The organism is Hymenobacter guriensis, assembly GCF_015773195.1.
GTDB classification, from domain to species: domain Bacteria; phylum Bacteroidota; class Bacteroidia; order Cytophagales; family Hymenobacteraceae; genus Hymenobacter; species Hymenobacter guriensis.
The window spans coordinates 380,379-403,192 of the sequence record NZ_JADWYK010000004.1; the positions used below are offsets into that span (position 1 = coordinate 380,379).

Consider the following 22,814-nt stretch of genomic DNA (forward strand, 5'->3'; position numbering starts at 1 on the left):
TCCTTTTAATCCAATTATACAATCCGAAAGCTCAACCGGGTGCGTAGGCATATCACGCACCAGCTAGGTTGCGGTTGCCCCGATGAGGCGGGCGGCCCGGCATGTGGAACGTGTATTTCTCACTTTTTTACCTTATCTGAGTATGCCAACACCCCTACTCCCGCCGCGGCTGCGCCTTCCGGGAAACAACCCCTCCCTTCGCCGCTGGACCCTGGGCCTGGGGCTGCTGCTGACTTCGGCCGGCGCGGCTTCCGCCCAAACCATCTACGGCCTCTCGGGCACCAACAACAACAAGCTGGTGAGCTTCGCGGCTGCCTCGCCCGGCACGCTCACGTCCACCAACATTTCGGGCCTGGCCAATGGGCAGATGCTGGTGGGGCTTGATTTCCGGCCCGCTACCGGCGAGCTATATGCCCTGGGCTACAACGCCGCGGCGGCCTCGCCGGCCACCAATGCCCAGCTGTACGTCATCAACCGCAGCACCGGGGCCGCCACGGCCGTGGGCAGCGCCAGCCGCCTGGAGCTGGGCGGCAGCTCGGAGCGCATTGGCTTCGACTTCAACCCCACCGTGGACCGCATCCGGATAGTAAGCTCTAACGACTTCAACTACCGCCTGCACCCCACCACCGGCGCCATTGTGGATGGCAACGCCGTCCTGGACGGGGTGCAGCCCGATGGTACCCTGGCCTACGCCCCCGCCGACGCCAACGCGGGCCAGAACCCCGGCGTGGGCACGGCCGCCTACACCAACTCCTTTATCGGCAGCACCAGCACCACGCTGTATGTGATAGACGAGCTGGCCGGCCGCCTGCTGACCCAGAACCCGCCCAATGCCGGCACCCTCAACACCGCGGGCACCCTGCCCGGCTTCTCGGGCGCTTCCGCCGTCGACGCCGACATCTACTTCGACCCCGCCACGCGCACCAACGACGCCTTTCTGCTGGCCACCGCCGACCCCGGCGCCGGCCCGGAGCGCTCCACCCTGTACCGCCTCAACCTGGACAACGGCACGCTGGGCACGCCGGCTCTTATCGGTGGCCCCAGCGACCAGCTCAGTGACATTGCCGTGCTGATTAACCGTACGGCTCCGGCCCCCAGCGGGCAGCTGCTCTACGCCGTGAGTTCCACCAACAACCTGCTGAGCTTCTACTCGGGCACGCCGGGCTTCATCAACTCGGCCACCCCTATTACGGGCATAGCCGCCGGCCAGACGCTGGCAGGTACCGACTTTCGCCCCAACACCGGGCAGCTGTTCGGGCTGGGCTACAACCCCACCAACGGCGAGTCGCGCCTCTACGTGATTGACCGCAGCACGGCCGTGGCTACGCCCGTGGGCTCCGGCCCCATCACCCTGAATCTGGGCACTACCACCGCAGCCGTCAACGGCATCGGCTTCGACTTCAACCCCACCGTGGACCGCCTCCGGGTGACGAGCCTGAACCAAAGCAACTACCGCCTCAACCCCAATAATGGCGCTATTGTGGATGGCAACGCCGCCGAAGCGGGGGTGCAGCCCGACGGCGACCTGAAGTTTGTGGACGGGACCACGGGCACGCCTACCATTGGGGCGGTGGCTTACACCAACTCCTACGTGGGCGCTACCAGCACCACGCTCTACGACATAGATGGGGTGCGCAACCGGCTCTTCGTGCAAACCAACCCCAACGCCGGGGAGCTGACGGCCGTGAACGGCAATGCCCTGTTTGCGGACGCCGGCAGCTCGAACATCGACCTGGATGTGTACTTCGACCCCTCGGCCCTGGTAAACCGGGCCTTTGCCGTGTCGGACGCGGGCAGCGGCAGCCCGGCAGGCTTCAGCACCCTGTATTCCGTGAACCTGCTGGGTGCCAGCACCAGCAGCCTGGGCGTGATTGGCGGGGGCATTCCGGTACGCGACGTGGCGGCCTTCCTGACCGGAGCCAATGCCTCGGCCCCACTCTCCGGCCGCCTGCTCTACGGCGTGGCCGGCGGCAACCTGGTATCGTTCGGCTCGGGCAACCCCGAAGTGATTCGGACAGCCGTGAACATCACCGGCCTGGGCACCGGGCAAGTGGTAGCCGGGGTTGATTTCCGGCCCGCTACCGGCGCCTTGTATGCCTTAGGCTACGATGCCCCCAACCAGCAGGCTCAGCTCTACACCCTGAACACCACCACCGGGGCCCTCACGGCCGTAGGCGGCGTGAACAATCTGGCCCTGGGCACCAGCGCGGCCGGCATCGGCTTCGACTTCAACCCCGTGCCTGACCGTATCCGGGTTGTAGGGGCCGGCGGCGTCAATTACCGCCTCAACCCAACGGTGGGCACCGATGTGGTCACCACCGATGGCACCACCGGCCGCAGCCTGAGCGCCGCCGCCTACACCAACAACGACAACAACACGGCTACGGGCACGGCCCTCTACGCCTACGAGCAGAGCACCAATCAGGTAATCGTGTTCAGTGACCCCAACGCGGGTACCAACTCGGTGCGGGGCGCTTCGGGCATCACGGTGAACCCCGGCGTGGACTTCGACATCTTCGCCGATGTAGCTGACCCCGCCACGCCCGACAACACGGCCTATCTGGTGGCCACGCCCACCGGCAGCACTTCCGACAACCTGTACACCGTGGCCCTGGGCTCCGGCGCGGCTTCACTCGTGGGCCGCATCGGCTCGGGCTCGAACCTGACCGGTCTGGCCGCCTTCCTGGAGCCGGCTCCCGTGCTGACTGGCGACCTGACCTGGACCGGCGCCGTGGATACCGACTGGGGCACAGCCGGCAACTGGCTGCCCATGCAGGTGCCCACCGCCACCAGCAACGTCATTATCCCGAACGTGGCCAACGACCCAGTGGTGGATGACGCTCAGCAGGCCAACAACCTGACCCTGGGCAGCGGCGCCACCCTCTTCACTGCCAACGGCGGCGTGCTCACGGTGAACGGTGCCTTCACCAACAACGGCGGCCTGACCGATGGCACCGGCACCGGCGAAGTGCGCTTTATGGGTGCCGCTGCGCAGACCATCAGCGGCTCGACGACGATGTTCAACAACCTCACGGTAGGCTCGGCCGGCGTGCTGGCAGGTGGCCCGGTGCAGGTGCAGCGCGTGCTGCTCCTCAACGGCAACCTGACCTCGAACGGCAACCTGACCCTGCTCTCCAATGCCGAGGGCACGGCCCACGTGGTGAACACCAGCGGCGCGGTACTGGGCACGGCCACTGTGCAGCGCTACATCCTGTCCAGCAACAACGGCCTGGGCTACCGCCACTATTCCTCCCCCGTGGTGAGCACCACGGTGGCCGATCTGGCCACGACTGGCTTCACGCCCGTGGTAAACCCGGCTTACAACACTTCGGAGACTCCAGGCAGCGTAAAGGCTTACCCGACCGTGTTCGGCTACGACGAGCAGCGCCTCGACACCAGCCCGGCTACCGCGCTGGCGCCCTTCACCAAGGGCTGGTTTTCCCCGGCCAGCCTGGCTAGCTCCCTGGAGCGCGGCCGCGGCTACACCGTGAACCTGCCCGGCACGGCCCTGGTCGATTTCGAAGGCACGCTCAACAACGGCCCCATTGCCCAAACCGGCCTGACCCGCACCACCACCGACGCGGCCAGCTCCGGCTGGCACCTGCTAGGCAACCCCTACCCCTCGCCCATCGACTGGTCGGCCCTCTACCAGAGCGGAGCGTCGGGCCTGAACGGAGCCGTGTACATCTTCGCCTCCTCGGGCCAGTACAGCGGCAATTACAGCTCCTTCGTAAACGGGGTGCCGTTTAATGGCCAGAACATTGCCGCTGCCCAGGGCTTCTTTGTGCGGGTGACCACGCCCGGCACGACCGGCTCGCTCACCTTCAGCAATGCCGCCCGCCTGACGACCTATGCCAGCCCCGCCTTCCAGCGCGGCACCGGCGAGCAGCGCCCCCTCGTGCAGCTCGACTTGCTGGGCCAGAACCAGGCCGATGCTACCTACGCCTATTGGGAGCAGGGTGCTACCCCCGGCTTCGACGCCAGGTTTGATGCCGTGAAGTTCCCCGTGCGCTCGGGACTGTCCCTGGCTTTGCTGGCCGGCACCGAGGAAATGAGCATCAGCGGCCTGCCCGCCCTGAACGCGGCTACTACCACGGAGCTGCCCCTGACGGTGCGCGTGCCCGCGGCCGGCACCTACACCCTGCACGCGGCCCAGCTGCTGAACCTGCCCGCCGGCATGAAAGCTTATTTGCGCGACGCGCAGACCGGCCAGCTGACGGATCTGAATGCCCAGCCCCGCTACGCGTTTAGCACCACCGCCGACGGCCTGCAGGCTCCGCGCTTTACGCTGGTGCTCAGCGCCAGCAGTGTGCTGGCCGCGGCTCCGGCGGCCCTGCGCGAGCAGGTAGCCCTCTACCCCAACCCCGCCCGCGACGCCGTGCGCGTGCTGCTGCCCGCCAGCCTGAGCAAGCAGCCGGTGGAAGCCGTGCTGGTCAACAGCCTGGGCCAGACAGTCCGGCGGCAGGCCGTAGCCGCAGACCAGCGCAGCCTGAGCCTGCGGGACCTGGCCCCGGGCGTATACACCGTGCAGCTGCGCACGGCCCAGGGCCTGATTGCCAAGCGCCTGGTAGTACAATAAACCCAGCGAGCGGCCGGCGCTCCGGCGGCGGCTGCTCTACCGGGTTGCTTTTTCTTTGACTTAGCCTTAGATTTTTCAGATGAACCGATTTCCCTTCCTTCTGCGCGCCTGCGGCCTCACCGTGGCCCTGTTCTGCTGCACCACGTTGGTCCACGCCCAAAGCGAAGAGCCGCCCGAGGGGGGCCCCAAGCCCGAGGACCCCACCGCTGTTCCCATTGACGGGGGCGCTTCCCTGCTGCTGGCCGCCGGTGTGGGCCTAGGCGTGCGCCATCTGCGGCGCCGGAAAAAAGTCTGAACTGTCAGCTGTACTACACTTCAATAGCAAAGAAGGCCCGGATGCATGCATCCGGGCCTTCTTTGCTATTGAGCTATCAGGCACTAATCTGTCTGCAGTAAAGTACGGTTCTTGCCTGCGTCCGTGGTTACAATGCGGCTATCCACCGGCACGTACGACGGGCAAGGGCAAGCCCCGACCCTACTCGCCCCCGTACTTGCTTTTGCCGGCGCCACCGGCGTCCATGCGCACGATTTTGGGCTGAAACGAGCCGAGGACATCTACCAGGTCTTGCTGATGCGCCATCACTTGGTGAATGTCTTTGTAGGCCATGGGGGCTTCGTCAAGGCCGCCGCCGATGAGCTCCACACCCTGGTCGCGCAGCAGGCGGCGCAGTTCGCCTTCAGTTACCTGCAGCTTGGCCTGCGTACGCGAGAGGCGCCGCCCCGCTCCGTGCGAGGCCGACTGGATGGAGTCCTGCTCCCCGCGGCCGCGCACAATAAAGCCGGGCGCCGTCATGGAGCCGGGAATGACGCCCAGCACGCCCTGGCCGGCCGGCGTGGCGCCCTTGCGGTGGACTATAGCTTCTCGGCCATCGGGCAGCTGCTCTTTCCAGGCGAAGTTGTGGTGATTTTCGACCTTGGCCAAGGCCTCCTGCCCCAGGGCCTTGCTCAGACGGCGGTGAATGTCGCGGTGGCAGGCGGAGGCGTAGTCTCCGGCCAGGTTCATGGCGGCCCAGTACTCCTGCCCTTCCTGGGTGTCGAGGCCCAGCCAAGCCAGGTAGCGAGCCTCGGGCGGCAGCGGGCACTTATTCATGGCCACTTTGGTGTAGTGCTGGGCAATGGCCGCGCCCAGTCCGCGGGAGCCGCTGTGCGAAAGCAGCCCCAGGTACTGGCCCACGGGTAGGTTCAGGTCGTTGTCTTCGGCCGTAATGTCCACCACGCCCCACTCCACGAAGTGGTTGCCGGAGCCCGAGGACCCCAGCTGGTTGATGGCGGCTTCGCGCTTGCCCCGCACCACCCCGATTTCCCGGAACTCGGGCCGCGCCAGCACCGGGTCGTCGGCGGGGTTCTTGAACACTTCCTTGTTGCCGAACCGGGTGTGGTTGTGGAGCAGCTTTTTCAGCTCGTCGCGGCGCTGCTCTAAGTAGCGGGCCGGCACATCAAACACCGACAAGGCCATGCGGCAGCCAATGTCCATGCCTACCCCGTAGGGAATGACGGCGTTATCCACGGCCAGCACGCCCCCAATGGGCAGGCCATAGCCCTGGTGAGCATCGGGCATCAGCGCCCCATCGATGGTGACAGGTAGCTGCATGGCGGTGTCCATCTGCTTGCGGGCCCCGTCCTCAATGAAAGCGTCGCCGTAGCGGCGGTAGTCCTTGATGCTGGGGTTGAGCTGCACGTCGCGGCTGGGCTGGGGCACCAGCTCCTGGGCCAGGGGCCGCCAGGTTTGGTCGCGTACATACTTGAAGGGGTCGGCCTTGATTTCGCGCAGCAAAGCCAGGGCGCTGCCTTTATCGAGCCGGCGCAGCTCGCGCTGGTCGAGGATATCCAGCGCCAGGCTGATCTGTTTATCGTCGGTGAAGCCCAGCTGGCGCAGGTCTTTGCCGTGGAGCTTGTTGGTTGCTTTAGCCATAACGAAGAGCAAAGGGTGGAACTCCTCTAGCGCAAAGCCGCCGCTGCGGGTTGCAGCGGCGGCTTATTACAAGGCTACTTAAAGGCTTACCCGGCCGGTAGACGGTACATTACATCAGTGCGGAGCACGTACTTCACGCCCTGCGTTACGGTATGCCCCAAGTGGTAGAGGCCGTGCTCAAACAGCAGCAGCCGCCCTTGTTTAGGCCAGACGCGCAGGTTGCGAAAAGCCGTGTCGCCCCCCTGGAAGTTGTCGTTCAAATACACCATAAAGGTGAACAGGCTAGCCTCCGTGGGGCTGCGCACGTAGCTCGCGTCGTAGTGGCCCCGGAACTGCTGGCCTTGCTGGTAGCGGTAGAAGCGGAACAGCTCGTTGAGGCCCAGGGCCTGGCTGTTGCCAAACCGGTCAGGAATGAATGACTGGGCTTTTTCCCAGAGTTTCTGGGCCAGTTCCTCGTTGGAATAGAACGCCCGGCTGTTGTTGCGCACACTGGGTACGAGCCGGGCCCCGGAGGTTGTAGTCACCTTAGCCGCCTCGTAGCCCAGCTGCTCGCTTAGCGCCATGTACTCCAGGCACTCCGTCCGGCTCAGGAAGTCATCGACAGTAAAGATGGATTCGGCTAGTTGGGTGCAGGTCATTGTGAGTGAGGATATAAAAACTAAAAAACACTTGCGCCGATTCTAGCGCTTACCATCTGTCATCCTGAGCGGAGTGAAGGCTCTTATCACACCTGAACGACTTGTTCTGACGAGAGAAGGCCCTTTGCTGTGCTCAGGATGACAGTAACCGAACACGCTATCCTGATACCTACGCGGCTCCGTCCATCCGCACGATTTTGGGCGTGAAGGTGCCGAGTACATCTACCAGGTCCTGCTGGCTTTCCATCACGGTGTGGATGTCTTTGTAGGCCTGCGGGGCTTCGTCGAGGCCGCCGCCAATGAGCTCCACGCCGTGCTGCTGCAGGTGGCGGCGCACGTCGGCTTCGCCCAGCTCGGCTTTAGCCCGGGTACGCGACATCAGCCGGCCCGCCCCGTGGGAGGCAGAGCCGAGCGAATCGGCCACGCCCCGCCCGCGCACGATAAAGCCGGGCGCGGTCATGGAGCCAGGGATGATGCCCAGCACGCCTTTGCCAGCCGGGGTAGCGCCCTTGCGGTGCACAATCACCTCCCGGCCATCAGCAAGACGCTCCTTCCAAGCGAAGTTGTGGTGGTTTTCCACTTTCGCCAGGGGCCGCTCGCCCAGGGCCCGGGCCACGCGTTGGTGAATCTGGTGGTGGCAGGCCGAGGCGTAGTCCCCGGCCAGGTTCATGGCCGCCCAGTATTCCTGCCCGGCCTCGGAGTCAAGCGTGAGCCAGGCCAGGTGCTGAGCCTCGGCGGGCAACTTGCAGACGTCCTTGGCCAGGTTGGTGTAGTGCTGAGCCACGGCCGCGCCCAGCCCACGGGAGCCGGAGTGCGAAAGCAGCCCCAGGTACTGACCTACCGGCACGCCCATTTCGTTCGTCGCGTCGGTGACTTCAACGATGCCGAACTCCACGAAGTGGTTGCCGGAGCCGGAGGTGCCAATCTGCGCAATGGCCGACTCGTGCTTGTTGCGCAGGAAGGGAATGGAAGCAAACTCGTCCCGCTCCAGCACCTCGTGGCCCATTTTCTGACCGTGGCGGAACACGTCCCGGTTGCCGAACTTGGTAGTAGTCAGCAGCACGTTACGCAGCTCCTGCACCCGCTGGGAGAGATATTGAGGAGGCAAGGCGAAGACGGACAAGGCCATCCGGCAGCCGATATCTACCCCCACGGCGTAGGGAATCACGGCGTTGTCGGTAGCCAGCACGCCCCCTATAGGCAGGCCATAGCCAAAGTGGGCGTCGGGCATGAGGGCTCCGGCTACCGTCACGGGCAGCTTCATGGCCGTTTCCATCTGGTGGATGGCCCCGGCCTCGATGTGCTCAGCCCCGAACGTGACGTAGGGCTTCCGCTCGGTGAGGGCAATGTGGCGGCTGGGTGCGGGCAGCAGCGCGGCGGCCGTATGGCTCCAGTCGAGGTCGGTGAGGAAGTTGCTGGGGGTTTGCAGGATGAGGTTGAGCAGCGCCAGCTGATCGGTGTGCGAGAGGCGCTTGAGGTGTTTGCGCTGCAGTTGGGCCAGCGCCAGCCCAATGGCCCGGCCTTCGGGAAATCCGAGCTGGCGAAGGTCGTTGCCGCGTAATTGATTGGCCATACTAATCGTGCGAACAACGTCGCGTGAGGTTAAAAGAAGAATGATGAACGAACTCCCCTCCTTTTTGAAAGAGGGGTACCCGAAGGGCGGGGCGGTTAACCGTGACAGCCGAAACCCTCTGAATCAGACAGTTTTCAATAGCACGGCACTCCACCTTAAAAAGGATGATTTTTCCCTGAAAGCCGGAGCAACAGGCCGGCCCGCGTACATTGGGGTATACCGGAGGCATACTACCCGACAAGACAGGTCGAAGTAACGCGGGCCTACGGCATCCGGCCGGGAAGGCAGGTAGGTTCGGGCAAGGGTTACAGGTGAGCAGCTTCAGGTTTCAATTTTCAGTCGAAGGAATGCTGCCCGACGCCACCTCGCCCGCCCCACCCCTGATTGGGCAACAACTCCGCAGCCTGTATGTGCTCTAACCAACTGAGCTACTGCTTCCGAAGAAGCAGGAAGGACTCGAACCTCCGACCCCATCGACCCAATCGAAGTAGGGCTGCACGACGGCACCAATCAGGAAAAAAGCTGCTTACCAGGGCAAAAAGCGGCGGGCGCACATAGGGAATTGCGCTTTCAACCACTCAGCCACATTGCCTTGGGAAAGACAATGACGGGATTCGAACCCGCGAATCTTACGAAACAACTTGCGAAGTAACGCCCGCCTACGGCACCCGGCAAACAGGTAAAAAATCGTTAGGGCAACAGGGCGCCCAGCCACCATATCCTGCTCTACCAGACTGAGCTACCGCCGCCGAAGCGGTGGGCGGGATTCGAACCCGCGACCCGGGCAGTAGAAGTGCGAAGTAAGGCTGAGCTACGGCACCCAACGAGTGTGTAAGAATCATTCTGACAGGGCAACAGGCGGAGCGCCCTTATTTACCGGCGCGTCTACCTTCCGCCACCCGCTACCCAAAGGCAGCGAGGCAGGGTTTGCACCTGCACGCCTTGCGGCACCAGTCCTAAGCGAAGGAATGCGTTCCTACGGCACCTGTTTGAATGATGAAGAAAAATTCGCCGGGGTAAAAAAGGTCCCACTTCTGCTCTACCATTGAGCTACGCGGCCGTTCAGCGAAAAAAGCGGCCACGATAAGAGTCGAACTTATAACACGAAGTACGTGAAGGCCACGACACCCGGCGAAGGTATCGGCGGCAGGCGTAAGCAAGAACCGGGGCAACGGGTTGGAAGGCCTCTTGGGGAGTCGAACCCCGAGCGTGGACGGTTGTCCAGTGCCCTCAACCAGACGAAGAAATGCCCTCCGACGGCACCCGGCCGCCTGCTTGGCCGCGGCGAAAGTGCAGCTGTTTGAGTTGCACAAAGTTGTTTATCAAGGTTTCATGCGCGTAAAGCTTAAAGTTGGATGTTGAGCTTTGTTCTCTGTTGCGTCATGCTTAGCATGACGATCAGCATTTACCTAAGTCGTTTTTGTGGGCGGCGGCCCGGATTGACCGCCGCCCGGCCGCGTAGTGTTAGCAGTTCATAACCATCGGGGCTAACGATAAGCACACAAGCAATTCGGTTGATTAAAGAACTACAGCTCAATTCGCTGGATTTCGGTGAGGGCAGTGCCTCCGTTTTCCAGGGCTTGGAGCACGTCGAACACTTTATCGGACCAGCCAGCAATGAGGGCTACCCCGTCGGCTTCGTGTACCTGCACCGGCGCTGTGCCGTGGCCGGCCAGGTCGAAGAGGTACAGGCGGGCCTGGGGCGCCACCGTGCGGCGGTACTGCCGCCACACCGTAGCCAGGGAGGCATCGTTGCCGGTGCTGTCCCAGAGCTGGCAGTCGGTGAAAATCATCACCTTATCTACCCGCTCATTGTGGCGGATCAGGTCCTGCACCACCAAGTGGCCGTTGGTGCTGTAGCCTACCTCGCCTTCGCGGCGGTAGAGCTCCTGCACGTTGCGCAGCACCTGGCCCTGGGGCAAGGCCACTCGCTTCCAGGTGTTGCCGAACATGCCGGTTACCACGTGGGCGCAGCGGCTTTGCAGCAGCATGCCCAGCACCAGGCCCACATCATAGAGCAGCACCTTGCTGCGCGCCGATACCGGCTGCTGCATGGAGCTCGACACGTCGCAGGCTACTACCACCCGCGTTTCGGGGCCGAAGCCGCGCAGGTTGGCAATGGAGTGGCCGATGGCCGTTTCCAGCGCCGCCAGCAAGGCCCCCACGTGCCCCGACTTCACGGTCAGCAACTCGCGGTAGGCGGCCAGGTAGCGGAACGGCAGCTGCTTGCTGCGCGCCACCGCCATGGCATCGGTGAGGGTAGCCACTACCTGCGCCATAGCCCCGGCCGAAACTTCGGCTTCGAGGATGTTGCGCAGGTTGCGCAGCAAGGCCATGTAGCCCAGCTTGCCGCTGCCAATCAGCTCTTCCCACTTCTGGCGGAAGGCCGCTTGCCGTTCCGCCGCCGTGGCATAGCTCGCCTGCCCCAGGGCCGAAAGCTCGGTTTCCCAGGTGTAGGGCGTGGGCAGCTCGCCGCGCACCAGCTGGTCGAACAGGTGTTGCTGCTCGGGGCTTTTGGCGGCGGGGTGCACCAGAAACAGGGCGTCGCGGAGGCGCACTTGGCCGGCGCGGTCGTACTTGGCCAACTGGTAGCCGTCGAAGCGGTTGAACGCCAGCGCAAGGCCTTTCTGCAGCTGCTTCGACAGGCGGTTGAGCTGCTTGGTGCCCTGGCGCTGGTTGGCCAGGGCGTAGAAAGCCAGCAATTCCGTGATTTCGTCGGCGCGCTGCACTACGCGGGCTACCAGGCGGCTCACCAGGTTGTCGCCGCGGTGGATCTGGGCCAGCTCCACGGCCAGTACCAGGGGCACGGTGCGCAGGTAGAGTTTTTCACGAGCATACACGGCCAGCTGAGCCACAAAGCGCGGGTCGTTGCGGGCTACCAGCTCGCGCAGGCGCTGCAGGCGGGTATCGGCTTTTTCGTAGTACTGGTCGCTGAGGGCAGCCGTGGCAACGGCGGCATACAGCTCCAGGGCTGGCGTGAGCTGGTAAGCCACGGCTCCCTCGTGGTTCACCACGGCGGCCGGCTGAGCTTTGCGGAAGCTAAAGTTGAAACGCATGAGGGAAGTGGGTTTTGGTTGTTCGTTGTTCGATTATGTAAGTATTTGCTGGCGGCTTATGGCAAGACCAGCAGCTGACCTCTAGTACAGGTGCTTTGGAACCAGCAGGCGGTTTTCATTGGCCCAGCGCTGCACCCAGCTCAACTCCTCATCATTCATGCGCCGGTTGAACACGCCCCGGGCTTGCACCATGGTGCGGTTGGCCAGCACCTCGAGGGTAAGGGCCCGCACACCCCCAACGGTGAGCGAGAAGATGCCGCAGCGGCCCCGCACGCAGGCTTGCACGTAGGTGGAAACGCAGTGCCGTTGAGCCCAGCCCTCCCGGAGCAGGTCGCGGTAGGTGCGCAGTTGAGTAATCTGCACTTTGCCCGGCCCGCCTCCGTTGAAATCAGCTACCGCCAGGGGTTCCCAGGTAGTAGCCGCCGTGATGTCGAGGCCCTCTTCGGGTATCGGCGGGAGGCGGGCTACCTGACGGTGCCACTGCTCCGTTTGGTGCAGCACACTCGCCATGGAGCGGCCCTTGAGCGTGAAGCCGGGTTGTGGCGGTTCCAGTGGCAGGCCTATGCTCCGCTTCTGGTGGATCCAGTCGCAGACCGGGCCGAAACGCCACATATCAACTGCGGGAGCAGCCCGGAAAAAGTCGACTACGGTTAGCCAGAAGCTGTCGTCGCGCCCGATTTCCCGGCCCAGCCGCGAGTCCAGCACCGGCCCGAGCCAGCTTAGCGCGTTGCGGTCGGCAAGCTGGGCGTAGCGTAGGGCTTCCAGAAACGTGCAGTTTGCCGGGGCTTGCCGCAGGTGGTGCTCCAGCTTGCGGGTCAGCGTCAGCGGGAGTCCCTGAAACTTGCGCAATGCCAAGCCTTGCCCAAGGTGGAGCGTAAGCCGCGGAATGTCGATACCCTCGTACAGCCGGCCCGCCATCCAGGAGTTCAGCACCCAGGCTGGCACGTCGCCATACTGGTCGAACAGGTGGCGAACCAGGCTTTCCAGCTGCCGGAACGGGTTTCGGCTGCGGGGTTTCCAGTCGGCCAGCTCGCGCCGGCGCTGAGGATAGTGCTTGCCGATGGCAGCCAGCGCCTGACAAAGCTCCGGGCGCCACAGCAGCTCGCTGCGTTGGTTGGCCAGGGCCAGTAGCACTTTTCGCTGCCGCTGGCTTACTTCCTCCGGCTGATTGAGGATGCAGGCTTCGTAGAACGGAAGCAACACGCAGTCGGTGCCGAGTTGGGCCTGTACGGCCGTCAAAGGCCCGCCCTGGTTAAATAAGTATTCTACCTGCTGGCGGAGCGGCCATTTGCGCCAGTAGAGGCGCCGGGCTGCCGCCAGCACAATTACTGCTTGCTCGGCTTGCCAGGCTTCGTGGGATAATGGTTTGTGACGGTTAGCCATCGGTCGGGGTTGCCCTCGCGGGGTCGTTTACCGATTGAAAAATCAGAAGATGTTGGCGCCGGGGGCGCGCTGGGATGAAGCAGAATCCTGAAACCTTCGTACATGACAAATCGAAAAAAGGACGTGAAAAATCAGTCAGCTATTCGCGCACGAATACTGCTATTTTGGAAATTATTTTATTTAAAAATTCGGGCAATATTTTTCCTGATCACCCCGAAAGAGGCAATAAAACAGAAAATAAAATCCGTAATTTAATTCGACTTTAGCTAGCCGATTTCAACCTACTTCTCGTTTCGTCGCCGCGTTTTCGGCGTCGTGCAAGTAGCCGCTTATCCCGAATGCAGCCCACGTGGCACCGGGAACTGAACACTCGTTCGCAAGCGACAAGGGAGCGGAACTGGTTGGGCGTAAGCATGGGGAGGCAGGAGAATAGGTAACAGATAGTTGAAAAACAAAACGCCCGAATCTGGCGGGATTCGGGCGTTTCGCGGGAGGATGCTCTATTGGTAGAACTTCACCTTGCTGCTAGCGCGCCGAACCCCGGCTGGATCTTGCTATCCAGCATTGATGGGGTACCTAAATATTGATTGAAGTGCCGGCGCATGACGAGGGAAGTGGTAGAAGTCGGTGACGTTTGGGTCTTTGAACGGGTCAAAGGTAGAAAGGTTATTTTGCTCTAACCAAATTTTTTATTAAATTTTTTGAATTATTTTTTCAACTCCTCCCGTAAGACTCAAACACTGCTAATAATCATTCTTACCACCTACTTAATTATCCTGGATCAATTGATACGTAAGCCTTTTTCAACCGCAATAAAAATAGTGCATACAGCCTGAACAAACGCGCATTTGCTTCGCATCATTTGCGCCGGGTTTCGTTCGTCGAGAAGACGCAGGTATTCGTCTCTACATTATTTGGGAAACCGTTCCAAGGCTAACCAGCTCTGCTCCGCCCCGTAGAAGCAGCTTCCATGCCCTGCCTTGCATCCTCCGAAAACTACTCTATCACGCTGCCCGACGGCCACCGCTTTCCCATTGCCAAGTACGCCCTGATTTGGGAGCAGCTGCTGTGGCAGGGCGTTGCGCAGCCCGCCGACATTTACGACCCGGGCCTGGCTGCCGAGGAAGACATTCTGCGCGTGCACTCGGCCGAGTACTGGTACAAGGTGAAGGAGCTGCGCCTCTCCCCCGCCGAGGTGCGTCGGCTGGGCCTGCCCCAAAGCCCCGAGTTGGTGCGACGCTCCCTGAGCAGCGTGGCCGGCACGGTAGAGTCGGCTCGACGGGCCCTGCAGGATGGCATAGGCCTAAGTCTGGCGGGTGGCACCCACCACGCATTCCGGGACCGGGGCGAAGGGTTCTGCGTGCTCAACGATATTGCCGTGGCCGCCGCTCACCTGCTCCACCATCAGCTGGCCCGGCAAATACTCGTAGTGGACCTGGACGTGCACCAGGGCGACGGCACGGCCAGTATATTCCAGCAAGAGCCGCGTGTGTTCACCTTTTCCATGCACGCGGGCGCCAACTACCCCCTGCGCAAAGAGCAGTCGGACCTGGACGTGGCCCTGGCGCTGGGCACCGAAGACGCCACCTACCTGCGCATTCTGCAAGCCACACTGCCGCGCCTGCTGGCCGATGTGCAGCCCGATTTCATCTTTTACCAGGCCGGCGTAGATGTGCTGGCAACCGATAAGCTGGGCAAGCTGGCCCTCACCCAGGCCGGCTGTCGCCAGCGCGACGAATACGTGCTGGGGTTATGCCGCCAGCATGAGCTACCCGTGGCCGTAAGCATGGGCGGCGGCTACTCCAAGCTGCTGCGCGACATCGTGGACGCGCACTGCAACACGTTCCGGGTGGCGTATGAGGTGTATGGGTGACAGGTGATAAAGCTCTTCCGCCTCGCCTCAAAAACCGGCAACTGGAGCCTCGTTTTGTATTGCAGATGCTGCGGTTTGTATAGCCTGGCCCGGGGCAGGGTGCGGGACCTTTGTGCAGGACAAAGGCCCGCCGCTTTTGCCTTACACCTCTTACCCAAACCAAGCACTATGAGCACCATCAAACAAGTACCCCTGGGACGCCAGGGCCTCACCGTATCCGTGGAAGGCCTGGGCTGCATGGGCATGACCGGCGGCATCAACGGCATGAGCGTGTACGGCGCCGCTGACGAAGCCGAAAGCCTGGCCACCCTGCACCGCGCCCTGGAACTGGGCGTGACTATGCTTGACACGGCCGACCTCTATGGCCCCATGCTGAACGAGCGGCTTATTGCCAAAGCCCTGGTCGGCCGCCGGCAGCAGTACACTGTAGCTACTAAGTTCGGCTTCGAGGTAGACGACAACGAGAACTGGACCGGGGGCTACAACGGCCGCCCCGAATACGTGCGCAAAAGCATTGAACGCTCCCTGCGCAACCTGGGCACCGACTACGTGGACCTGTACTACCTGCACCGCCTCGACCCCAACACACCCATCGAAGACACGGTGGGCGCCATGGGCCGGCTGGTGGAAGAAGGCAAGGTACGTTACCTCGGCCTCTCGGAAGTGCCCGCCGACATCCTGCGCCGGGCTCACGCGGTGCATCCTATTTCGGCTCTGGAATCGGAGTACTCCCTGTTTGACCGGCGCGTGGAGGATGAAGATATCTTGGATGCAGCCCGCGAAATGGGCATCGGCTTCGTGGCGTACTCGCCGCTGGGGCGGGGCTTTCTGTCCGGCGACATCAAGACGCCCGACGACTTCGAGCCTACCGACTCCCGTCGCTTTTTCCCGCGCTACCAGGGAGAGAACTTCTATAAGAACTTGGAGCTGGTAGAAAAGCTTAAGGCTTTAGCCGCCAACAAGGGCGTGACGCCCGCCCAGCTGGCCTTAGCTTGGGTGCTGGCCCAGGACGTGGTGGTAATTCCCGGCACCAAGCGCCGCAAATACCTGGAGCAAAACGTAGCCGCCGCCAGCATCGTGCTTAGCCCGCAGGAGCTAGCCGACCTCGACGCCATTATGCCAGTTGGTAGCGCCGCTGGCGCCGCGTATCCAGCGGGCTTCTGATTTTGTTGTACCTATAATCGTCCGTCATTCCGAGCGAAGTCGAGGAATCCCGCGTGCTGATGTTGCAATGCTATTCTGACGTCAGCACGCGGGATTCCTCGACTTCGCTCGGAATGACGCTCTAACGAAGCGGTAGAGATACTTCGACTCCGCGGACGCCAGATGAAGCATGCCGGTTACGTTGGCAACATCAGCACGCGAGATGACTCGGCCCCTGGCTTGATGCGCCACCTACTCGGAATGACATTCAACTAATTCTCTTTCTCATGAAACCACCTGCCAAAGACTTCCGCCTGCTGGCTACTGTTTCGGATTTCACCCAGCACTTTGGGTTTCCGGCACCGGCGCACCCGCTGCTTACGGTGGTTGATCTGGAGAAAACGCGCCACCTCACGCCGCCTACTGGTTCGGCGCTACGGCAGCTCTACATCATTGCGCTTAAGAAGAACCTGAAGGGCAACATCCGGTATGGGCACCGCGCCTACGACTTCGATGCGGGTGTGCTGGCGTTTTACGCACCGGGCCAGCTCTGCGAGGGTAATGATGGCCTGGATATTTCGGAGATAAGCGGATGGATGCTGGTGTTTCATCCTGACCTGCTGCACCGCTACCCGCTGGGCAAGAAGATGGCCGGCTACGGGTTTTTCTCCTATCAAGTGCACGAGGCCTTGCACCTCTCCGAGCGCGAGGAGCAGGCGCTGGAAAGCCTCATGGACAACATCCGCCGCGAGTACGAGCAGCCCATTGACGATTTTAGCCAAGACGTGCTGGTCTCGCAGCTGGAGGTGCTGCTGAGCTACGCCAACCGCTTTTATCACCGGCAGTTTCTCACGCGCCGGCCCGCCGAGCACGATTTGCTTTCCCGCTTCGAGGAACTGCTAACCACCTACTTCCGCCAGGACGCCGAGCAGCCCCTGCCCAGCGTGCAATACTTTGCCGATGCCCTGCACGTGTCGCCGGCTTACCTAAGCGACATGCTGCGCACCCTCACGGGCCAGAACACCCAGCAGCACATTCACCAAGCGCTTATTGAGAAAGCCAAAACCCTGCTGCTGGGCACCGCCCTTACCATAAACGAAACCGCCTTCCAGCTGGGCTTCGAGTACCCCCAGTACTTCACCCGCCTGTTCAAAAGCAAAACCGGCCTCACGCCCGCTGCCTTCCGGTTCTCGGCCCAGTAGAGCCCGCGGCGGCCGCTCCTTACCTTTGCGGGCATGAACCTGTACAACCCGCTTACTGACCTGCCCGCCGCCAGCCAGTTGCCCACGCCCGCCCCCGCCGCAGCGCCCGGCACCCCGGCCCAGCGGGCGTTTCGGGAAGCGGTGGCGCAGGTGGAGGGTCTGCGGCAGCGGCTGCGGGAGCTGCAACAGGAGCAGGCCGAGGCGCGCCGCCGCTACTGGCAGCAGGTAGGCCCCGCCGCCCAGGAAGTGGTGCGCGCCCGTCAGGCGCTGTTTGCCCCGCTGGAAGACGCCCTGCTGCTGGGCTACTTCAGCCGCCTGGAGGAACAGCAAATTACGGCCCTGCTGGTGGGCAACGCCCGCGCCCTGCAAAACCGGTTCGGGGAAGATGCCGCTGCCATCCTGCGCAAGTACGCCCCCCGCCGCCGCACCGACGAGGACGAAGCGGCCGACAACGACCCGGCCGACGCAGCCCCCGCCCCGCCCGAGCCCGAACCCGTCGACCCCACCCTGCCCCCGCACGAGCAGGCGGCCGCCCACGCCCGCGCCCGGCGCAAAACCAAGCAGCAGAAAGCCGAGGAAGCCGCCGCTCAGCAAGCCCGCGCCCAGAAGCAGTTGCTCTTGTCGAACACCAAGACCCTCTACCGCCAGCTGGCCCGCACCCACCACCCCGACCTGACCCAGGACGATGCCATTCGGGAGCAGCGCAACCAGCTCATGCAGCGCATCACGGAGGCCTACGAAACCAACGACCTCTACACCCTGCTCCAGCTCCTGTCCGAGTCGGCACCCGCGGCGGTCACCGACGATACCCTGCTGCTACGCTACACCCAGGCCCTGCACCAGCAGCAGCTGGACCTGAAAACCCAGTTGAACGAGCTGAAATTCGGCGACAACGGCTTCAGCGGCACCACCGGCAAAAAGCGCGAGCAGGAAATCCGCCAGCTCAAGCGCCACCTTCGCGCCGAGGCCGAGTACCTCCACCACGTCCACCGCCTGATCCAGGAGCCCACCGGCCTGCGCGAAGTCCTCCGCGAGCTGGCCGCCGTGGGCCACGATACGGTGTAAGGAGAAATGACTGAACAACCCAAAACGTCATGCTGGAGCTTGTCCAAGCATCTCTACCGCTTCATTGAACGGTCATTCCTCGGCTGCGCTCAGAATGACCGTTCTACAGGTTCCTGCCTTCACCCCAAAAACGCCACCACCTCCCCTATCACTCCCTCATCCCGCATGATGCGGTTGTGGCCCAGGCTGGTGGTGGGGCGAAAGGTCAGAGCCGGCCAATTGGCGGCAATTTCCTCGGCCTCGGCGAAGGGAATGCTCTCATCGGCACGGTCGTGGAAATGCAGGGCGCGGCCGGCCGGGAAGCGGCGGCCCACCTGAGTGAGGCTGAAGCTTTCGGCGTCGCGGCCGTGCTGCTCCCGAATGTGGCGGCCCATGCGCGCTACTACGGCTGGGGGCAGCTGCAGCAAAGCGGCAAAGCGCTGGGCCACTGCCGTGGTGCTGCCCGGCGCGGCCAGCAGCACCAGGCGCGGCAGCTGCCCATCGGCGGCCTGATTGAACTGCACCGGCACGCCCACCGAGGCCGCCGCCCCGAAGGAGTGCGCCACCACCGCGTACACCTCGCCTACAGAATCGGCCACGGCCTGCACGGCGCGGGCAAAGGAAGGCAGCGTGGTGCGCCGGCCGCTGGAGGCCCCGTGGGCCGGCCCATCGAGGGCCACTACGCGGTAGCCCGCCGCGACCAGCCCGGCCGCCATAGCACCCCAGAAGCTGGCCCGGTGCTCCCAGCCGTGCACCAGCAGCACCGTGCGCCGGCCGGCGGGGTTCCACTCGTAGGCCGCAATGGTGTAGCCCCCGCTCGGCACCGAGAAGCGCCGCGCCCCGGCCAGGGCCGCCGCTTCCCAGTGCTTCTCGGGCAGCCGCCGCGGCGTGGTAAAGATCCGCCAGGCCGCCCCAAACGCCCATTCCGTGGAGACGGCCGCCTGCAGCCGCAGCTTCAGCCGCAGAAGTTTCAGGGCCGCGGGCTCGGGCGGGGTGGTCGGGGTTGGGTCGTTGGCCATGCCACAAAGCTACGCAGGGAGTAGGCGGAGCAGAGAAAAGCTGTAATGCAGCGGCGTATATTTGGTTTATTTACTAGGCGCTTATACACCAGCTTATGCCTACTAACCACCCATTGATGGCCACTGCGTCCATTGGCATTATCGGGTTTGGATTCAGCTTCTTGCGCGATGAATGGCAACACCGTTATTTACGTCGGCATGGGCTGAACGCCACCGCTACGATCCTTTCCTCCGAAATCATAAACCAAAATTCAAAGGGCGGTCCAACTACCCGTTTACAAGTCCAGTACACCGATGCAGCAGGACTGCAGCAAGAAGCTGTGCTACATAAAAAGAATGTAACCGATCAATATGGCTACGACCCCGGCGACGAACTTCAGCTGCGCTTCAGCCCAGAAGATTCCGCAGTATGTGAGCTGGAAGAGACATTATTTGCCCCCTGGTGGGAGCGGCCTGTTGTAACGGCTATTTCCTTCGTTGCTCTGGGTTGCTACCTTCTCTGGGAGAATTTGCGCACATGGCCCTAGTCCTGGCTTTTACTTGGTTAGACCGTCCGTTTACTCTTCTGGTCTTTTTAACTATGTCCTTATTTCTGCATGATCAACTCGATTATCAAAACTGGTATTTCGCTCGTGCTGCCGCTGGTTCTAAGCGGCGAGGTACTCGCGCAGAAATGTGAAACGTCCGTTCAGGAGTCCTACCGCAAATTACACCTCGATTCGCAAGCCAATAATTATCGGTACGAAAAGGCATTTTTCAGCTGCTTTCCCAATAGTTTCGCCAGCTTCAATAAGCTGTTTGGGTATGATGACAAAACAGGTCCGGCTCCCTTGTATGCAACCAGCATGGAGTACATAGCGCGTTTTTTTGCGCTCCGGCACATTCCCTTACAGCAAAAGATTGCGAAAGTACTTGCTATCAGCCTGCACGGCACCTGGGATTCCGACGGCGTGGGAGAGTTCCAAAGGAGTATGCAGAAGTATTTTCTACAGCATCCTACCCTCTTCCTGCAGGCTCTAAAGCAACATAAAGACACAGATGTAAAATCATTCTGGAACTTCTATTTCGACTATGAAGCCGATGATTATAGAGCAAAAGATTTTCAAGCAGTTAACAAGGTTGTCCCCAAGGAGGAAATAGCTATGCACCGCTTAATCAAAGAAGCATATCTGGAGCGGATAAAAGCATGGCTAATCATTAATAGGTCTGGTTCAGCCGACCCAAAACGCCTACATCGAACGCATCAACGGCTCGTTCCGCCGCGAGCTGCTCGACGCCTACTTGTTTCGCTCGCTGGCCCACGTGCGCCAGTTGGTGGACCAATGGCGGCACGAGTATAACACGCAACGGCCCCACCAGGCCTTGAATTTTATGACCCCACTCGAATTGAAACAAGCCGCTTAACCTCTGCCTAGCACTGGCTTATTAAATGGGGAATGTACAGCGCGAGTTAAGCTCCGCTAAACTTGCCCCCACCCAAAAAAGGCCCCGCCGCAACCGCGCCGGGGCCTTTCGCCTATCAATATCAATTATCAGGCTCCCTGTTCCGGTGAGGAGAGGGGCTGGGGGAAGGCCCCTACGGCAGGCCGCCCCCGCCCATAGCGCCATACACCTGCCCGGTAGCGTAGCTGGCGCCAGGGTCGGCGAGCTGCACGTAAATGGAGGCCAGCTCCGCCGGCTGCCCCGGTCGGCCCAGGGGCTTGTCGCCGCCGAACTTCACCAGGTTTTCCTGCGTGGAGCCTCCGCTTACCTGCAGGGGCGTCCAGATGGGGCCGGGCGCCACCCCGTTCACCCGAATGCCCTTCGGCCCCAGCTGCTTGGCCAGGGAGCGGATGTAGTTGGAGGTAGCCGCCTTGGTCTGGGCGTAGTCGTAGAGGTTGGCCGAGGGGTCCATGGCCTGCTCGGAGGTGGTGCCGATGATGGCCGAGCCCGGCTTGAGGTGGGGCAGCGCGGCCTTGATAATCCAGAAAGGGGCGTAGATGTTGGTTTTCATCGTGGCGTCGAAGTCCTCGGTGCTCAGGTCCAGAATCGACTGACGCTGCTGCTGCCGGGCGGCGTTGTTCACCACAATATCTAGTCCGCCCAGCTGCTTCACGGCCTCTTCCACCAGCCTTTTGCAGAAAGCCTCGTCGCGCAGGTCGCCGGGAATGGCCACAGCCTTCTGCCCGGCCTGCTTGATGAGGGCTATAACCTCTTTGGCGTCGGCTTCCTCGGCCGGCAGGTAGTTGATGGCCACGTCGGCGCCCTCCCGGGCGTAGGCAATGGCGGCCGCGCGGCCCATGCCCGAGTCGCCGCCCGTAATCAGGGCTTTGCGGCCCTTCAGGCGGCCCGAGCCTTTGTAGGTTTTCTCGCCGTGGTCGGGCTGGGGCTCCATCTTGCCCGCCAGCCCCGGCCAGGGCTGCTGTTGGCTTTTAAACGGCGGCTTGGGGTACTTGGTGGTAGGGTCCTGGAGCGGCTCGGCGGCTACGGGGCTGCTGGCGGCTTCGGCATCCAGCACGGGCGCTACGGCGGCCACGGCCAGGCTGGCGCCCAGCCCGCTGATGACCTGGCGCCGGCTCAGCGTGTTTTTCTCTTTCATAAGATTGGGTTGCGGTGCGGTTGGTTGTGCTTTTCCTTACGCATGCCGGCGGCTTTAAGGTGCGAAGCGCCGGCCGCGCCGGGCCTGTTTTCTGCCGGGGTGGCGCCGAAGGTTGCAACCTCCGCCGGCCGCCGCGGCTCCTGCCTTTGCCCGGCCCGTTGAAGCCGGCTGCCTGCTATGCCCACACTTCTCCGCCTTCTTGGATGCCTTCCGCTGCTTGCCGCGGGGCTTGCCTCCTGCCAGAAATCCGACCTTAATGCGGCCGCACCCATGGCCGAGCAGGTAGTGCCCCTGCGCGTGGGCAGCACCTGGGTGTACCGCCGCTACGCCTTCGATGCCAATGGCACCGCCATCGACAGCACTACGTACACCCGCTCCGTGGTGCGCGACACCATTATCGACCGGCACATCTGGTACATCCTCAGCACCAAAGAGCTGGTGCAGAACAACCACAACGGCTACGTGCGCTACAACCCCGCCGACCCCGAGGGCATCATCGTCTACGCCAATGCGGGTTTCGGGGGCTCCATCGGCTACAACTACCAGTACCCCAGCTATTCCCTGTGGGTGCTCACCTGGCGGAGCGCGCAGCCGGCGCCCGTGGCCACCTCCTGGCACCGCTACCAAGCCATTCGCTACGATATTGAGCTGCAGTACCTCTACCCCGGCCAGGCCACGCCCCTCATTCAGAAGCGCGAAGAATACGTGGCCCCCGGCCTGGGCTTGGTACACGCCAACTACTACGCCCGCGAAACCGGCCAGCTGCAGCAGCGCCTGGAGTTGCTCTCCTTCACGCAGTAGCGGGCAGCGTCAG

The 22,814-nt window shown here is 62.5% G+C and carries 16 protein-coding genes; 9 read left to right on the plus strand and 7 right to left on the minus strand.

Annotated features, from left to right (window positions below):
* Positions 1 to 142 precede the first annotated feature (142 nt).
* Both I5L79_RS09635 and I5L79_RS09640 read left to right on the plus strand, forming a co-directional pair.
* The gene (locus I5L79_RS09635; RefSeq protein ID WP_196954818.1) at positions 143 to 4,579 is read left to right on the plus strand and encodes a DUF4394 domain-containing protein; all 4,437 of its coding nucleotides are present in this window, start codon (positions 143 to 145) and stop codon (positions 4,577 to 4,579) included.
* A 79-nt stretch (positions 4,580 to 4,658) separates the two neighbouring features.
* Entirely contained in the window at positions 4,659 to 4,874 is a 216-nt protein-coding gene (locus I5L79_RS09640) for a PID-CTERM protein-sorting domain-containing protein (RefSeq protein ID WP_196954819.1), read from the plus strand.
* Between the two features lie 180 nt (positions 4,875 to 5,054).
* On the opposite strand, the gene I5L79_RS09645 is transcribed toward I5L79_RS09640, so the two are convergent.
* The 5 genes from I5L79_RS09645 to I5L79_RS09665 form a co-directional block, all read right to left on the minus strand.
* Positions 5,055 to 6,491, minus strand: a complete 1,437-nt coding sequence (locus I5L79_RS09645; protein WP_196954820.1) for an RtcB family protein — start codon at positions 6,489 to 6,491, stop codon at positions 5,055 to 5,057.
* A gap of 86 nt (positions 6,492 to 6,577) precedes the next feature.
* On the minus strand, positions 6,578 to 7,129 hold the full coding sequence (locus I5L79_RS09650; RefSeq protein WP_196954821.1) for a 2OG-Fe(II) oxygenase: 552 nt from the start codon (positions 7,127 to 7,129) through the stop codon (positions 6,578 to 6,580).
* Positions 7,130 to 7,298: 169 nt separating this feature from the next.
* Entirely contained in the window at positions 7,299 to 8,702 is a 1,404-nt protein-coding gene (locus I5L79_RS09655) for an RtcB family protein (protein WP_196954822.1), read from the minus strand.
* 1,526 nt (positions 8,703 to 10,228) lie between these two features.
* Positions 10,229 to 11,758 carry a TROVE domain-containing protein gene (locus I5L79_RS09660; RefSeq protein ID WP_196954823.1) on the minus strand — a complete coding sequence of 510 codons (1,530 nt, stop codon included), beginning with the start codon at positions 11,756 to 11,758 and terminating at the stop codon, positions 10,229 to 10,231.
* 81 nt (positions 11,759 to 11,839) lie between these two features.
* On the minus strand, positions 11,840 to 13,141 hold the full coding sequence (locus I5L79_RS09665; protein WP_196954824.1) for a PcfJ domain-containing protein: 1,302 nt from the start codon (positions 13,139 to 13,141) through the stop codon (positions 11,840 to 11,842).
* A gap of 970 nt (positions 13,142 to 14,111) precedes the next feature.
* Between I5L79_RS09665 and I5L79_RS09670 the strand changes: the two genes are divergently transcribed.
* From I5L79_RS09670 to I5L79_RS09685, 4 genes are all read left to right on the plus strand, one after another.
* A complete protein-coding gene (locus I5L79_RS09670; protein WP_196954825.1) occupies positions 14,112 to 15,014 on the plus strand; it encodes a histone deacetylase family protein in 903 nt (300 codons plus the stop codon).
* A gap of 168 nt (positions 15,015 to 15,182) precedes the next feature.
* A complete protein-coding gene (locus tag I5L79_RS09675) occupies positions 15,183 to 16,178 on the plus strand; it encodes an aldo/keto reductase (RefSeq protein WP_196954826.1) in 996 nt (331 codons plus the stop codon).
* Positions 16,179 to 16,444: 266 nt separating this feature from the next.
* On the plus strand, positions 16,445 to 17,359 hold the full coding sequence (locus I5L79_RS09680; protein ID WP_196954827.1) for a helix-turn-helix domain-containing protein: 915 nt from the start codon (positions 16,445 to 16,447) through the stop codon (positions 17,357 to 17,359).
* A gap of 33 nt (positions 17,360 to 17,392) precedes the next feature.
* The gene (locus tag I5L79_RS09685) at positions 17,393 to 18,424 is read left to right on the plus strand and encodes a J domain-containing protein (protein WP_196954828.1); all 1,032 of its coding nucleotides are present in this window, start codon (positions 17,393 to 17,395) and stop codon (positions 18,422 to 18,424) included.
* A 119-nt stretch (positions 18,425 to 18,543) separates the two neighbouring features.
* Here I5L79_RS09685 and I5L79_RS09690 read toward each other — a convergent pair whose 3' ends face one another.
* Entirely contained in the window at positions 18,544 to 19,422 is an 879-nt protein-coding gene (locus I5L79_RS09690; RefSeq protein WP_196954829.1) for an alpha/beta hydrolase, read from the minus strand.
* A 95-nt stretch (positions 19,423 to 19,517) separates the two neighbouring features.
* On the opposite strand from I5L79_RS09690, the gene I5L79_RS09695 reads away from it, so the two are divergent.
* Both I5L79_RS09695 and I5L79_RS23755 read left to right on the plus strand, forming a co-directional pair.
* The gene (locus tag I5L79_RS09695) at positions 19,518 to 19,949 is read left to right on the plus strand and encodes a DUF3592 domain-containing protein (RefSeq protein ID WP_196954830.1); all 432 of its coding nucleotides are present in this window, start codon (positions 19,518 to 19,520) and stop codon (positions 19,947 to 19,949) included.
* A 739-nt stretch (positions 19,950 to 20,688) separates the two neighbouring features.
* Positions 20,689 to 20,826 carry an integrase core domain-containing protein gene (locus tag I5L79_RS23755; RefSeq protein ID WP_394368794.1) on the plus strand — a complete coding sequence of 46 codons (138 nt, stop codon included), beginning with the start codon at positions 20,689 to 20,691 and terminating at the stop codon, positions 20,824 to 20,826.
* A 172-nt stretch (positions 20,827 to 20,998) separates the two neighbouring features.
* On the opposite strand, the gene I5L79_RS09705 is transcribed toward I5L79_RS23755, so the two are convergent.
* Complete coding sequence (locus I5L79_RS09705; RefSeq protein WP_196954831.1) at positions 20,999 to 22,000, minus strand: SDR family oxidoreductase; 1,002 nt, start codon at positions 21,998 to 22,000, stop codon at positions 20,999 to 21,001.
* A 177-nt stretch (positions 22,001 to 22,177) separates the two neighbouring features.
* Here I5L79_RS09705 and I5L79_RS09710 point away from each other — a divergent pair, with 177 nt between their 5' ends.
* Positions 22,178 to 22,801 carry a hypothetical protein gene (locus I5L79_RS09710; protein ID WP_196954832.1) on the plus strand — a complete coding sequence of 208 codons (624 nt, stop codon included), beginning with the start codon at positions 22,178 to 22,180 and terminating at the stop codon, positions 22,799 to 22,801.
* Positions 22,802 to 22,814 lie beyond the last annotated feature (13 nt).

Coding starts and splice junctions, on each gene's coding strand:
- I5L79_RS09635 (WP_196954818.1), top strand. CDS start 143: ATGCCAACACCCCTACTCCCGCCGCGGCTGCGCCTTCCGGGAAACAAC.
- I5L79_RS09640 (WP_196954819.1), top strand. CDS start 4,659: ATGAACCGATTTCCCTTCCTTCTGCGCGCCTGCGGCCTCACCGTGGCC.
- I5L79_RS09645 (WP_196954820.1), bottom strand. CDS start 6,491: ATGGCTAAAGCAACCAACAAGCTCCACGGCAAAGACCTGCGCCAGCTG.
- I5L79_RS09650 (WP_196954821.1), bottom strand. CDS start 7,129: ATGACCTGCACCCAACTAGCCGAATCCATCTTTACTGTCGATGACTTC.
- I5L79_RS09655 (WP_196954822.1), bottom strand. CDS start 8,702: ATGGCCAATCAATTACGCGGCAACGACCTTCGCCAGCTCGGATTTCCC.
- I5L79_RS09660 (WP_196954823.1), bottom strand. CDS start 11,758: ATGCGTTTCAACTTTAGCTTCCGCAAAGCTCAGCCGGCCGCCGTGGTG.
- I5L79_RS09665 (WP_196954824.1), bottom strand. CDS start 13,141: ATGGCTAACCGTCACAAACCATTATCCCACGAAGCCTGGCAAGCCGAG.
- I5L79_RS09670 (WP_196954825.1), top strand. CDS start 14,112: ATGCCCTGCCTTGCATCCTCCGAAAACTACTCTATCACGCTGCCCGAC.
- I5L79_RS09675 (WP_196954826.1), top strand. CDS start 15,183: ATGAGCACCATCAAACAAGTACCCCTGGGACGCCAGGGCCTCACCGTA.
- I5L79_RS09680 (WP_196954827.1), top strand. CDS start 16,445: ATGAAACCACCTGCCAAAGACTTCCGCCTGCTGGCTACTGTTTCGGAT.
- I5L79_RS09685 (WP_196954828.1), top strand. CDS start 17,393: ATGAACCTGTACAACCCGCTTACTGACCTGCCCGCCGCCAGCCAGTTG.
- I5L79_RS09690 (WP_196954829.1), bottom strand. CDS start 19,422: ATGGCCAACGACCCAACCCCGACCACCCCGCCCGAGCCCGCGGCCCTG.
- I5L79_RS09695 (WP_196954830.1), top strand. CDS start 19,518: ATGCCTACTAACCACCCATTGATGGCCACTGCGTCCATTGGCATTATC.
- I5L79_RS09705 (WP_196954831.1), bottom strand. CDS start 22,000: ATGAAAGAGAAAAACACGCTGAGCCGGCGCCAGGTCATCAGCGGGCTG.
- I5L79_RS09710 (WP_196954832.1), top strand. CDS start 22,178: ATGCCCACACTTCTCCGCCTTCTTGGATGCCTTCCGCTGCTTGCCGCG.